Origin of the sequence: Rudanella lutea DSM 19387 (assembly GCF_000383955.1) — a bacterium.
GTDB lineage: Bacteria > Bacteroidota > Bacteroidia > Cytophagales > Spirosomataceae > Rudanella > Rudanella lutea.
Genome location: NZ_KB913013.1, coordinates 982209 through 995800, shown reverse-complemented (window position 1 = coordinate 995800; position 13592 = coordinate 982209). Strand labels below are relative to the sequence as shown.

Annotated in this window: 11 protein-coding genes; 2 read left to right on the top strand and 9 right to left on the bottom strand. The window is 56.7% G+C overall.

Translation table 11 applies throughout. From position 1 onward, the window contains the following. Positions 1–67: 67 nt before the first annotated feature. The gene (locus RUDLU_RS0104390; protein ID WP_019987140.1) at positions 68–493 is read right to left on the bottom strand and encodes an Hsp20/alpha crystallin family protein; all 426 of its coding nucleotides are present in this window, start codon (positions 491–493) and stop codon (positions 68–70) included. Between the two features lie 450 nt (positions 494–943). Between RUDLU_RS0104390 and RUDLU_RS0104385 the strand changes: the two genes are divergently transcribed. Then, positions 944–2284 (top strand): tetratricopeptide repeat protein, encoded by a 1341-nt coding sequence (locus RUDLU_RS0104385; RefSeq protein WP_027302755.1) that lies wholly within the window; start codon positions 944–946, stop codon positions 2282–2284. Positions 2285–2352: 68 nt separating this feature from the next. Here RUDLU_RS0104385 and egtD read toward each other — a convergent pair whose 3' ends face one another. The 4 genes from egtD to RUDLU_RS0104365 are packed head-to-tail and all read right to left on the bottom strand — an operon-like array spanning position 2353 to position 6470. Beyond that, the gene (gene egtD, locus RUDLU_RS0104380; RefSeq protein WP_019987138.1) at positions 2353–3372 is read right to left on the bottom strand and encodes an L-histidine N(alpha)-methyltransferase; all 1020 of its coding nucleotides are present in this window, start codon (positions 3370–3372) and stop codon (positions 2353–2355) included. Then, positions 3336–4532, bottom strand: a complete 1197-nt coding sequence (egtB, locus tag RUDLU_RS0104375) for an ergothioneine biosynthesis protein EgtB (RefSeq protein WP_019987137.1) — start codon at positions 4530–4532, stop codon at positions 3336–3338. Before egtB ends, egtD begins: the two co-directional genes overlap by 37 nt. A gap of 39 nt (positions 4533–4571) precedes the next feature. Further along, positions 4572–4913, bottom strand: a complete 342-nt coding sequence (locus RUDLU_RS29610) for a hypothetical protein (protein WP_019987136.1) — start codon at positions 4911–4913, stop codon at positions 4572–4574. Positions 4914–4937: 24 nt separating this feature from the next. Then, positions 4938–6470, bottom strand: a complete 1533-nt coding sequence (locus tag RUDLU_RS0104365) for a T9SS C-terminal target domain-containing protein (RefSeq protein ID WP_019987135.1) — start codon at positions 6468–6470, stop codon at positions 4938–4940. A 189-nt stretch (positions 6471–6659) separates the two neighbouring features. Here RUDLU_RS0104365 and RUDLU_RS0104360 point away from each other — a divergent pair, with 189 nt between their 5' ends. Beyond that, positions 6660–7748, top strand: a complete 1089-nt coding sequence (locus RUDLU_RS0104360; RefSeq protein WP_019987134.1) for an acyl-CoA dehydrogenase family protein — start codon at positions 6660–6662, stop codon at positions 7746–7748. A gap of 9 nt (positions 7749–7757) precedes the next feature. Here RUDLU_RS0104360 and RUDLU_RS0104355 read toward each other — a convergent pair whose 3' ends face one another. The 4 genes from RUDLU_RS0104355 to RUDLU_RS29165 are packed head-to-tail and all read right to left on the bottom strand — an operon-like array spanning position 7758 to position 13450. Next, positions 7758–9449: a CocE/NonD family hydrolase gene (locus RUDLU_RS0104355; RefSeq protein ID WP_019987133.1), complete on the bottom strand. Its 1692-nt coding sequence runs from the start codon at positions 9447–9449 to the stop codon at positions 7758–7760. A 3-nt stretch (positions 9450–9452) separates the two neighbouring features. Beyond that, on the bottom strand, positions 9453–10064 hold the full coding sequence (locus RUDLU_RS0104350; protein WP_019987132.1) for a succinate dehydrogenase/fumarate reductase transmembrane subunit: 612 nt from the start codon (positions 10062–10064) through the stop codon (positions 9453–9455). A gap of 11 nt (positions 10065–10075) precedes the next feature. After that, entirely contained in the window at positions 10076–11890 is a 1815-nt protein-coding gene (locus RUDLU_RS0104345; protein ID WP_019987131.1) for a serine hydrolase domain-containing protein, read from the bottom strand. Continuing rightward, complete coding sequence (locus tag RUDLU_RS29165; protein WP_019987130.1) at positions 11891–13450, bottom strand: NAD(P)-dependent alcohol dehydrogenase; 1560 nt, start codon at positions 13448–13450, stop codon at positions 11891–11893. It lies immediately after the preceding gene. Positions 13451–13592 lie beyond the last annotated feature (142 nt).

Here is a 13592-nt window from a genome sequence, read left to right as displayed (position 1 = left end):
CGCCCAAATTGAGCGGTTCGTTCGGTTCAGATACGCCCCGGTTTGTAGCCGGTGGCCGTATATCCGATTAGCTGATGGCGATCTGCTTCACGGTGGGTTCCTCCACTTTGGGAGCTACTTTAGGTAGTGTTACGTTCAGAATACCGTCGGTGTACGATGCCTGAATGGCCTCCGTGTCGACGTTTTTGGGTAAGCGGAAGCTACGTTCGAATGCCGAGTAGCCAAACTCCTGCCGGGTGTAGGTTTCGGTTTTCTCGTCGGTTTGGGCCTCGTGCTTAAACGCAAGGGTCAATTTATTCTGCTCTACGCTTACCGTAAATTGGTCTTTTCTGAGACCGGGCGCGGCCAGTTGCAGCTGGTAAGTCGTCTCGGTTTCTTTGACATTCACCGCCGGAACTGCCGTAGCCGGTTTCTGGTAGCGAACGATGGCCGGGCGGCCAAAAAACGAATCGAACAAAGTAGGTAAGGTGTTATAACGAACAAGCGTTGCCATTGTATGTTGCTGTTTTGGGTGTTTCTAAATCAGTTACACTCCTATTTAGTCAAATCCTGTGCCATTGCGAATTCGTCTTATTTAAGGTGACAAAATGGCTTGTTCTTTGGTTTTAGATATGTAAATACGGACAAAATGGCTTGTTTTGGTTTTTGAGTAAGTACAAGACGTCAGAAAATAAGGCGTAGTAGCGGTTAGAAAGGGCCAGAAAATAAAGCACTTTTTGGACGTTGCCAATGCATCGGAGCCTGTATCCGGCAAACACACTGACTTACCTACAGCTATAGTGCCGGAGTGAGCTATAAGGTGTTAATCAGGGAATTAAAAGCTACAAAAACGTCACTCAACCAAATTTAACATAAGTCAATCTTGGCCGCTACCCCCTAAATCTCTATTTTTAGGGCCATTAAAAGTTACTAGTACCTACCAACATCTTTTTTGTACAAAACAATGATGCGACGTTTCCTGAAGTTGTCGATTGGGGTTATTGCTGTCGGGTTGAGTATGTCGGCTACTGCCCAGCAAACTGCCGCGGATTATTTCGAGAACGGAATAAGCAAAAGTAAAGCGGGCGATTTTGCCGGGGCATTACAGGCGTTCAGTATGGCTATCACCATGAACCCCGACAATGCACCGAGCTACTACAACCGGGGTCTGGCCAAGGCCAACCTGAAAGATCACCGGGGGGCTATCCTGGATTACGACAAAGCCATCGACCTGAACCCGAAAGACTCCTACGCGTTTCTGAGCCGGGGTTTGAGCAAGAGCAAGCAGGACGACCACCGCTCCGCTATTGTCGATTACGGACGGGCCATTGAGCTAAACCCCAACGATGCGCAGGCATACTACAACCGGGGGAGCAGCCGCACCCGGCTCGATCAGCACCGGGGGGCTTTGCAGGATTTCAGCCGGACCATTGAGCTGGAACCCAACAACATCAACGCGTACTACGCCCGTGGGATTACCAAGCAGAAACTCGAAGACTGGAGCAGCAGCATCACCGACTTTACCAAAGTGGCTGAACTGAACCCCAAGCGGGCGCAGGCCTACGCGGGCCGGGGCGAATCTAAAATTCACCTCAACGACTTTGCCGGGGCTGTGCAGGACCTGAACAAGGCGATCGAGTTTGAAAGCAATGATGCCGACTCGCACTACTTCCGGGGTTTTGCCAAAAGCAAACTCGAAGATTATAAAGGAGCTTACACTGACTTTGATCGGGCTATCGCGCTGGCCCCGAACAATTTCCGGGCGTATTATGGCCGGGGCATGTGCCGGAGCAAACTGAATGATCAGAAAGGAGCCATTCAGGATTTCAACACGGCTGTGGAAATGAACAACGGCAACACCGAAGGCAAGGTGTACTACACGGGCAAGATTACCCGGCCTATTCTGGACAACCTGCGCAACGTGGTACAGGAGCGGAATAAAATCAACGATCTGTCAGCCGAACGTTCGGAGGCTTATTTCAGCCGGGCCGTGAGCCGCAACAAGCAGGGCGACTCCAAGGCGGCCATGCTCGATCTGAACCACGCCATCGAACTGAACCCAACCTATGCCGAAGCGTATTTTACGCGGGGGATCATCCGCTCGCAGCAGGGCGATCAGAAAGGGGCTATCATGGATTGCAACAGCGCCATCAAACTGAACCCACGCTACGGAGAGGCTTTCTACGTGCGGGGGATTATCAAGCACAGCCTCGGCGACGACAATGCCGGTTGCCTGGATCTGTCGAAGGCTGGTGAGCTGGGATACACGCCCGCTTACAAAGTCATCAGCGAGTATTGTAATTAACGTGAGTTGCGGAAAACTGAGGGCCGACGCTGGGTAGTACCGGGTCGGCCCTCAGTTTTTTTGGGTGTTTATTGTTTCCGGAAAAGCACGTCGGCGAAGTAGTGCTTGCAATCGGTAAACCACTCGGTTACCGCAAACCCCGACTGGCGGGCCAGGTGCTCAATGTCGGGCCGGGTGAACTTGCGCGAAATTTCGGTATGAATGACTTCCCCCGGTTCAAAAACGACTGTCTGGCGGAGGTCGTCAATGGTCACGGTCTGTTTTTTCTGGCTGACCAGATAGCTACGGGCTTCGCCGGTTTCGGGGCTGTACGTTTCGTAGTGATCAAAAGCCGACAGGTCGAAATTGGCACCCAGTTCACGGTTGATTCGGCGGAGTAGATTCAGGTTAAATGCCCTGGTGAGTCCTTGTCGGTCGTTGTAGGCGGCATGAATCACGGCCGGGTGTTTTTGCAGGTCGAAACCCGTCAGAATCAGGTCGCCGGGGTGTAAAGCCTCGCTGATGGTCCTGAAAAAGTCGATGGCGTCGGCCGGGGCGAAGTTGCCAATATTCGAGCCCAGAAAAAGCACCACCAACCGGCTTCGGGTGCCTTCGTTGGCCCGCCGTCGGCTCAGTTGCGCAATTGCCGTGAGGTACTCCGCATGCTGGGGGGCAATGGCCAGCAGTGGCCACTGCGATTGTATGTCGGTTGTAAGGTCCCGGAGTGCATCGGCCGATATGTCGACGGGGGCGTACGTAAACGAAGCGTTTTGCGCCCCAAAGTGAGCCAGTAATACCTTGGTTTTCAGACCATCGCCCGCGCCCAGCTCGATCAGTTCAAAAGGTTTGCCATCGTGGCTAAAGCAGTGCAGAAGATCAGCCTTGTGGGTATCCAGAATCTCGTACTCCGACCGGGTCAGGTAGTACTCGGGTGCGTGCATGATCTCGGCAAACAGACGGCTTCCTTCGGCATCGTAGAAAAAACGCGACGAGATGCGCTTCGGAGTCTTGTTCAACCCTTCGCGTACTTCCCGGGCCAGATCAAGCCGGTTGGGGGCGTCGGGGGTAGCGGTTAGCTCAGAATGAGCCGGATGCCGGTGTACTGCCATCGTTTGTCGGGTTGAAAAAAGTTGCGATATGTGGGGCGGCTGTGGCCTTCGGGGGTGGCTACGGAAGCTCCGCGCAGCACCATCTGCCCACTCATAAACTTGCCGTTGTACTCGCCTACGGCCCCTTCGGCGGTGCTAAATCCGGGATAGGGCAGGTAAGCCGAGCCCGTCCACTCCCAGCGCAGGCCCCAGGCCAGTTCGGGCTGCTGGCGGGCGGCTACTTCCCATTCAGCTTCGGTAGGCAGGCGTGTGCCCCGCCAGCGGGCGTAGGCGTCGGCCTCGTAATAGCTGACGTGGCAAACGGGCAGCGCCGGGTCAATAGGCTGTAGGCCATGCTGAATGGTATAGTGGTACCATTCCCCGTCGATCCGGTGCCAGTAGAGCGGAGCCGTAATCTGCTGGGTGTTCACCCAGGCCCAGCCATCGGCCAGCCAGTAGCTAAACTGTGCGTACCCGCCCGCTTCGATAAACGCTAGGTAGTCGCCATTGCTCACTAGTTGGCCGCTCAGGGTGGCCCCGTTGAGATACACCGAGTGTGCGCCCAGCTCATTATCAAAACAGAATGGGCCGTCGCCTGCCCGAAAGCCAATCGGGTACACCCCCGCCCTCAGCCGGATTGGTTCGATTGGCCGGTCGGGCGCTTGTTCGGCCACCGGCAGGTCGATAGCGGGAAACAGTGGATTGTGCCCCAGCGTGTATTTGATGTCGGTAGCCAGCAGTTCCTGATGCTGTTGCTCGTGGTTGAGTCCCAGCCTAATGAGGGCTTCCAGCTCGGGTGCGAGTGAGTTTTGCTCCAGAAACTGAGCCATCGCCCGGTCGACGTAGGCCCGGTATGCGTACACCTGGGCCACCGTGGGGCGGCTCAGGTTGCCTCGTTGCGTGCGCAACACCCGCCGACCTACCGACTCATAGTAGCTGTTGAACACAAAGCTGAAATCGTCGTGAAAGAGGGTGTAGCCGGGCGCATGGGGTACCAGTACGAACGTTTCCCAGAACCAGGTTGTGTGGCCCAAATGCCATTTGGCCGGGCTGACGTCGGGGGCGGGCTGCACGACATAATCTTCAATTTCGAGCGAAGCGCATAGCCGTTCGGTCCACGCCCTGACCTGCCCGTAGGTCTCGGTGAGCGCAGACGCTGGTGATAGCGTGATGGGAGACATAAACACAAATTGACCGGATCAGTAGGGCAGATCGGGTCTTTAGTCGGGCAGGGCCGTAACCCGCAAACCCGGCACCCGATCTACGTTGTACTCGAAACGCATCTGCGCGGGAATCTTCCCCGAAAACTGCCTCAACGGGAATGGCATGGTCAGGCCACTTTGGTTGAAATTGAGAACGACGTCCTGATAAACGGTGATTTCGGTGCTCATATCCGAATGCACCCGGTTTTTCCGATTATCCGGGTCGTGTGGGTCAATGCGGGTTGTCTGGACCCAAAAGTCATGCAGTTCGTGGCAAACAGCATGCAGGGTGCCGTAATCGGTCGGGGCCGTGTCGAGCAGGCGATGGGTGATAGCGTTGAGTTCAGAGCGGATAGACACGGCCGGGGAAGAGAAGGTGGATAGCTACCGCACAAGTAGTAGCCTATTTTGCATTTTACGGGCCTCGGCGGGTTTGTCGGCCTGTTGAATCTGGTAGTCGATGTGCCAGGTGTACACGGCCGCGGGGCAGGGTGCCCCCCGGAAGGTGCCGTCCCACGCAAACGGCGGGCGGCTGGTCTGAAAAATGAGTTCGCCCCATCGGTTGTACACCGCCAACGACTGCACCCGGATGTCGTTGCAGGCAACAGGCGTAAACAGATCGTTGAGCCCGTCGGCATTGGGCGAAAAGGCATCGGGTGTAAAAATAGTGCACTCGCAACCGTTGTAGTCGACCCGTACCGAGTCGGTGACGGTGGCGCAGTCGTTGGTGACGGCCGCCCGGTACACCCCCGACTGGGCCACTACCCGGTCGACTTGCTCGTAGGGGTCGAGCCACCGGAATTTGCCTTCGGCTATGGTCGGCAACACTGTGTACACTTCTGTACCGCACAACTGTTGGTCGGGGCCGAGATCGAGCCGGGGGGCACGCACGTACCGCACCCGAATGGTATCGCTTACGGTACACGTCCCGTCGGCCACCTGCACCCGGTACGTACCGGCCTGTTTCACCAGAAAGTTGTTTTGGGTACTGCCGTCCTGCCATTGGTACGTACCAGTTTGGGAAACGCGCAGTGGGAGCGTGGCGGCATCGCAGAGGGTCGTGTCGGGACCGAGGCTGAAATCGAGCCGGTAGTTCACCGTGATGGTGTCGCGCAGCACTTTGCAGGGGGTAGTCACCTCAACCCAGTATTTGCCCGGTTTGGCTACCCGCAGGGTGGGGGCGGAGCTGCCATTATTCCATTTGTACTCGATCGCGCCGGGCGTTTCGGCATTGAGCAGAAGGGTGCTTTTGGCCCCGCAGAGCGTGGTGTCTTTGCCCAGATTCATCCGAATAGGCACCAGCGATACATCATCGACAAACAGATAGTAGTACCCCAGGCCGAGCGAAACGGGTAGCTTGCTGAAGTTGCCGATGGTCACGTGGCTTTCGCCCCCCCTGGCGGTTAGGCAGCCGCCCACTTTCTCCCAGCCAAACCGCTTGGTGAGCCGTTGCGGTACATTGTCAATGAACTGGGGTTTGCCTGTGAGCGTGAGCAGGTCTTTTTCGGCCGACGACAGAGCCTGTGTTGAAAAGTAAGCTCCAAACGACTCGGCCGGGTAGCGGTTGGGTGTTGCCGAGCTGACGTACAGTTCGAACTGGTAGGCTTCGCCCGCCTTCAGTGGCTCTTTGAGCGGGGTAGAGAGGTATTCGGCCCAGCCAAAATCCATAAATAAACGGGCTAAGCCGCTACCGGTTCGGGGCGGAACCTCAATCTGTGCGGTCGGGAAACAATAATGGTAAAAGTCGGGCGTGGCCTTGTTCGGGTTATACCAGGGGCGGGCCTCAAACAGCAGATTGTCTTTTTGCGGGCAGTTGTCAAACGTTTCGAAACTACCATTAGGTATAAGCTCCTGCCCCGCTGCCCCGATCGGCAGAAGTAAGGCCAAAAATAGCATCCGAACGAGTGCCCAGCTCATGTGAAGACAGTAACCTGATCGCGTTGTTGATGTAATTATTTGACTGATAAATTGTAAATTTAAGGGTTATCGTCGGTTCGTAGCTATTGTCGAGCCAGATTCGTGCGTTGAAGCCCGGAATACCCATGTATTCGTTAGTCTCTTTCGGGTTTGGTTAACTTAACGGATGCCATCTGCCCAGATTGACGCATGAACTCTTACCTCGCCCCCGACTACGCCACCGTTGTCCGCAACTACGCGGCTCCGTCCGAAGAAGCGGGCCAACTGAGCCCTCAGATTCTGGACCTGATTTACACCCAAAAGCTGTTCAAGCTGTATTTGCCTGCCCATCTTGGCGGTGTTGATATTGACCTGCCGTCGTTGTTAGGAATCCTTGAATCCATTGCCGAAGCCGATGGTAGCACGGGCTGGGTAGTGACCCTATGCAGTGGGGCATCGTGGTTTGCGGGTTTCTGGACTGAAGCGTTGGTTCGGGAGGTTTTTAACCGGTCCGATGCCTGCGTAACCGGAAGCGGGGCCGCAAGCGGTACGGCTACCCAAACCGCCGGGGGCTACGTGGTGGAGGGGGCGTGGCCCTACGCAACGGGCGCGCTGCACGCAACCCATTTTACGGCCAACTGCCGGATACGTACGCCCAACGGCCTGCCGGTGCTCACCGAAAGCGGTCAGCCATTGATTCGCTCGTTTCTGTTCACCGCCGATCAGGTTGAGCGGTTGCCTACGTGGTCGGCGGTGGGCATGGTTGGTACAGGTAGTCACGGGTTTGCCGTACGCGGACTGACCGTGCGCGAAGAGCACAGTTTCGACATCAACAGCCCGCTCAAACAACCGATCAACGTTGGCAACTACCCGTTTCTGCAATTGGCCGAGGCTACCTTAGCGGTCAACTTCTCAGGTATGGCCCGGCATTTTCTGGCGTTGATCGGTGAGCGTGTCGAAAGTCGGGTGCGTGGCGGAAGCTTCACCCCCGAGCAGGTCCGGTACGTGGAGCAGGCGATGAGCACCCAACGAGCGCTGTTTCTCTCCCATCGGGACCTGTTTTACAAAGCGGTGGCCGAGTCGTGCCGCCAACTGGCCGCTTCGGGCGAGATAACCGAGCCGACGCTTCGGCAAGTGAGTAGTCAAAGTCGCCAACTGGCGCACACGGCGCGGGAGGTGGTCGATCGGTTGTTTCCGTACGGGGGGCTGGACACCGTTAAGGCTGGCACGGAGCTGGGCCGGGTTTGGCGCGATATACACACCGCGAGCGGGCATTCGTTGTTGACGTTTCCGTTCTGAGTTTTGGCATTACCTCCATACCGGAATCTGAATGTAGCTGTCGTTGTGCCACTGTATCTGTAGCGGTTGGCCGGCGTCGCGGATTGTCTCGGCGGATACGGGCTTACCCGAACCATAGTTGATGATCTCGAAAGGGTGCTTATTGACGTTGAGCAGGATCACTAGCCGACTGCCGGCGCTAATCTTCTTACTCACGAACCGCGTTTTTTCGAAGGGAATTTCTGCTCGCTTGTTGGGCGTCAGTAGCTGCCGTTTGGTATTGTCCCTGGCGTAACTGGCTCGGCCAACGTAACGAGTCAGGAAAAAATAGCGGCCGTTGGGCAGGCGTTCGTAGAGGGCCAACGACACGTCCATGTCTCGTTTGTTGATGGTAGCCCAGAGCTTGCCCGAAAACGCACCGTTCAATGCAAGGGCATGCGCCAGTGGCTTTGATGTGAAGACCAGGCCATTGCTCGCATCGAGCGTATCGAACATGATTTCGGGCGTGAAATAGTTGTTCTGGCTTTGCCGGTCCCGAAAGTCTACCGTCTGTTTTTGGGCACCCTGCTTTTTGGGCTTTACAGTGCTTAGTGTTTGCTGGTCCAGATAAAACGTCAGCGTATCGTTGTTCATGGCGCGCAGTGAGGGCGCGTGTTTCCAGGTGTTGGTTCCCATAACCTGATAGGTCACCTTGTCTTTGAGCAGGGCGGGTTTGGGCTTTCCTTTCAGTACGTAGTCGAGCCATTGGTAGGCCAACTCCTGCATGCTTACGTTGGCTACGCTGTCAATGGCATACCCCATCAGGGTTTCGGCAGGTCGGCGTTGCCCGCCCCAATGGTCGTACGGCCCGATGACGACGTAGTGGTTGGCATTGGGGTTATGGCGCGTGTGCAACCGGAAGTATTCAAGGGCACTAAGCTGCGAACCGTCGTAATAGCCCGTTGTGGTCAGAACCGGGATGTCGATTCGGCTGTATTCGGCCGGCGTCGGAACCATCGATTGCCAGTAACTGTCGTAGGCGGGGTGTTGCAGCCATTTCTGAAAAATCTCGTTCCGGTAGCCCGCCAGACTATCCAGGCTCCCAAAGGCAATACCGCTCTCGAACCACTCGAACGGCAGGCTTCGGCGGATAGGCTCTTTTTTATAGATGTTGTCGTGCGGCCAGTACAAACCCAGATTCGACTGAACATTATTTTCCATGGGTGTGTCGAAACCCGGCATAACGGCCACCTGCGGAACAATGGTTTTCAGGGCCGGATGACGGTTTTTGACCGTTGCCCACTGCGAGAAACCCGTATAGCTTCCGCCATACATCCCTACGCTTCCGTTGCACCACGGCTGCTTGCTCACCCAGTCGATGATGTCGTAAACGTCCGTTTGTTCGTGCTCATAGGGCGCGTACTGACGAATGTCCGTTCGGATACCCCGCGCATAGGCTACTACCCCGACATAGTCTCTATCGGCAGAGCGTTTGCCGAAGATGGCATCGCCCGCCCCTTGATGATAGGTCGTGTAAAATAGCAGCGCGGGTAGCGGAGCGGTAGCCGCTTTTGGGCGGACAATGATTGCCGAAATGGCTATGCCGCTCCGCGTCGGAATGGGCACACTGTCCTGAATCGCGTAAAGGCTGTCGGCCGGTGCCGGTTGTTGGGCGAAGGCGGTTGTAAAACAGCTCAGCAGAGCCAACGCCAGGTTTAGGCATACACGATGGTTCTTTTTCATAGGTTATTGGTTTACCAGTACTCCATACGCTGCCGGTATTGCAACGCCCCGGAAACCGTTGGTCAGCCCGTAGAAGATTACGACTGTCAGCACCGCACCCACTGCCAGAATAGCCCCGGCCTGTGCCGTTGGCGACAGGCCCGCAACGGTTCGGGTCATCTTCTTGTGGTGAACGGCCGCAACGTGCCCGAAAAACGAGACGATGGCCAGGCCATAATAGGGCACAAAAAACAGGTTGAACGGGAAGGTGTTCAGCCCCGCTACGCCGAAGTAAAAGTTGGTATCGAGGTGCAGCACCAACCGTCCGCCCAGCACCGCACTTAGGTGAATCAGTAGGAATGCGGCCAGATAAAGGCCTGTCCAGCGGTGGAGCTTTTGAAAGAACGTAACAGCCGTGTGGCTTGTAGCCCGGAAAAGCCGCCAGCCCGACACCATCTGTACCAACACCGCTCCCAACAGCAGCATCTCTACCATCGGATGGCGGTATACGCTACGAAGCGTGTGCATCATAGCAATGTGTTGCTCAGGGCCGTATAGGCTGGCGAGGTGGTTGAGCAGGTGAAAGCCGACAAACACGGCGATCGTCAGACCGGCAACGTAGTGAAGGTGGCGCATATAAGTTGTGTTTAGACCCACAGCCGGAACGGGATCAGATGCCAATAAACCAGAAGTCCAGTAGCCTGTAGCGATAGCAACACCGCCAGTCCGTCGAGTTTGGCCCCAAACGATGCAAAGCCTGCCCGCCAGAGCCGCCAGCCGGTCAGCAGCAGGCAAAGGGGCAGCAAAGCCGTTACCAAGGCCAGCAGACCGCTACCCGCTGTGAGGTCGCCCCAGGTCGTGAACGACTGAGTAGCCAGAAACGGCACCGGAACCAGCAACAGCAGGATACCCAGCCATGCCCAGACAATGGGCCGATGCCGAACCGACGCACCCCGCCGGAACCACTGAACAAAGCCCGACAGCAGCAGCCAGACCAGTCCCAACGCGCCCAGCCCCAGGCTTAGCCAAACCCCCCAAACGGCCAGCCCCGACGTTTTTCGGTAGGGCATTTGACCGTCGGTGACCAGCGTCATGCGCCCCTCATCGTCACGGAAAGCGACCATCGACGGGAACAACCGCCCTTCAATCCGAAACTGGTTTTCGCCTACCTGATTCAGGCGGATGGCCTTCTTCTGCATCGGTTCGATTACCACCTGATTCCCCTCCGTCCGCACCTGCCGGACGTTAAAATACAGGTCGAGCAGGGCCAGGGGTTCGAGCTTGGCCACCGCCGGGAGGTAATAGCCGGTCCACTCCACCAAATCACGGCTCAGGGGTTGAATGGCGGGTTGCGGGCTATGCCGGGGCAGGTTCATGTATTGAATCAGCACCTGGTTTGAGCGATCGTAATTGGCGGTTTCGCTGTCCATGTTATGGGTGATAAAAAATGCTTTTTTCTGCTTCGGGAACAGATAGAGCATAGCGTTGTAGCCCACCATACTGCCCGAATGCGTCAGCCCAACTACCCCGTGCCGGTCGCGAGTGACCAGCCCCAGCCGGTCGCCCGTTATGATGCCCCGCCGGGCCGACTCGGTGCCCACAGGCCTGCCCATCTGCGCCAGTAAAGCCGGGTCAATAAAGGGTTGGCCGTTCAGGCTGCCGTTGCCCATCAGAAAACGCATCAGCACGCCCATGTCGTGGCCGGTGGTGGTGAGTTGGGTGGCGGGTCGCACAAAAACGGGCATAGCCGGAGCCAGTTCACCCTTGTCCAGGTGCCCATAGGCCAGTGATGGGTCGGTGGTCTGACTCACAAACTGAAACGTACTCTGCGTCATGCCCAGTGGTTTGAGCAACTGCTCGTCGAGGTAAATTTCGTAGCGTTGGCTGGTAACGGCTTCAATCACCATTGCGGCCAGTGTGAAGCCAATGTTAGAGTAAGAAAACGAATGGCCGGGGCGGGTGCGCACCCGCAGCACCGAGGGGTCGCGTCGGAACACCTCGGACAGGGGCGTATCGGGGGTTGCTTTGTTGCTGAACAGATGCCACAGCCGGAGGTCTTCCAGCCCCGCCCTGTGGTCGAGCAGATGCTCTACCCGCACGGGGTCCGTAGCGGCCCAGGGGTTCTGCAGGGGCAGGTCGGGCAGATAGCGGCTAAGAGGTGCGCTCAGGTCGAGTTTGCCTTCGGTGGCCAGCCGCAGCATACCCACGGACAGAACGGTCTTGGCAACAGACCCCACATGCACCCGGTCGGTGGGGCGGAGCCGTTGCCCGGCAGGTTTGTTTCGGTAGCCTGCACAATCTACGGCGATTTGCCCCGCCGAATCGACGGTAGCCCAAACGGCTCCCACCAGCTTTTCTTCGTCCAGCACTCGCTTAATCTGTTGCCTGAGTAGCGCCGGGTTTTGGGCGTTGGTCACCCCGGCCAGCAGGACGAAGAACCAGAGCGTGTAATGGCGTATCATTTACTTCGATTTTACCTTATAAGTGGCCCGTAACTGCTGTAACGGGGCTACCTGATACTTTTTTCGTTCTTCATCCGTGGCCAGGGTGGTGTCAATGGGTGCCAGCAACATTTCCCCCGTTTTGTCGTCAAAGACAAACTGAGTGCCAAACTTCTGGTAGCCAGCTGTGTACAACAGATACCTGTCATAGTTCAACGCTACCACTCTGGCTACGCTGTAGGTCCGAAGGGTGGCCGTGTCATTTTGTTGTTCAAGATCGCGCAGGCTGCTGGAAGACAGCTTGTAGGCTAACAAAAAATTCTCCGGGCTTAAACTGGTTAAGACCCCCTCACACAGTTTGGCCGCCGTATGCTGTAAAATCCAGGCGGCCCGCAGCTTATCCAGCGGGGTTCTGACTTTATTGTCAGCAATCAGTGCAAACACGCTTTCCCGGTGCACCTTATCGTACCGCTCCAGATTAACCGTATCGGTTTCGGCATCTAATTTCCGGATGGCTACGTCTTTCCGATAAAGGCTCTCCAGGAGCGGGTTGTCCGGGTGCCCACTTTTCAGCCGAACGTTGCCGGGAGCACAGCTTACGGCTACGATGAACAAGCCGAACGCATACAGCGCATGCATGAGCGGCTTCCGGCCAGCCGCCAGGATGTCGACTATTACGTTTCCTTTCTTCCGGCCTGAATCGACATAGTCGTGAGCCGCCACAATTTGGTCCAGCGGGTAGGTGCTGTCAATGACGGGCTTGAGCCGGCCTTCTTCTACCAGGTGATGCAACTTCTCCAGATAATGAGTGCGCTCACCAGTTATTGACAGGACCGACACAAACCGTCCGCTTGGGTTTAGCAGGGCGTTTCGGCAGGAGGTCGGTAGTTTGCCCACGGCATCGACCACTACATCGAACCGACGGCCCAGTTGGGTAAGGTCCGTCTGGGTGTAGTCCAGCACTTCGTCGGCGCCCAGCGACCGAACGAGGGCTACGTTCGCCGTGCTACACACCCCGGTCACCGATGCCCCCAGGTAGGTGGCCAGTTGCACGGCATACGTACCCACGCTACCCGACGCCCCGTAGACGAGCACGGTTCGGCCATGCAGGTTGCCCACCCGGTTGAGCAAAGCGAGGGCCGTCATGCCACCAACGGGCAGGGCAGCGGCTTCGGCAAACGTCAGGCGGCCTGGTTTGGGGGCTACTACGCCACCGCGCCACGATTCGGGCACACATAGGTATTCGGCATAGCTCCCTTGTTGTAAGCCCGTAGTGGTGCCGTACACCGCATCGCCGGGGCGGAACCTAGTGACCCGGTCGCCAACGGCCTCCACTACGCCCGCAAACTCAATGCCGGGTACGGGCCGACGGGGCCGGAAGATGCCCGCCATCAGCCGAAGCATTACCGTAAACAGTCTGGAACCGGGAAAAACACCACGTCGCAGCCAGATAGTCCCCGACGTAACGGTCGAGGCATACACCCGAACCAGCATTTCGTGGGGCTTCGGAACCGGCTTTTCCAGTTCCGACACATGGAGTACTGAAGGTGGACCATAGGTACGGTACATAACAGCTTTCATTGTCAACGCATTGCAGATTGGTCTGTTCGTACAAAATTAGGACGGCCGACCCGCTCAACTCGTTAACTTAAGTCAAGAAATACGTAGAAACTGCCGTTAAATCTGCGCCGTATTTCATAGCTGGGCACCGAAATACATCGGA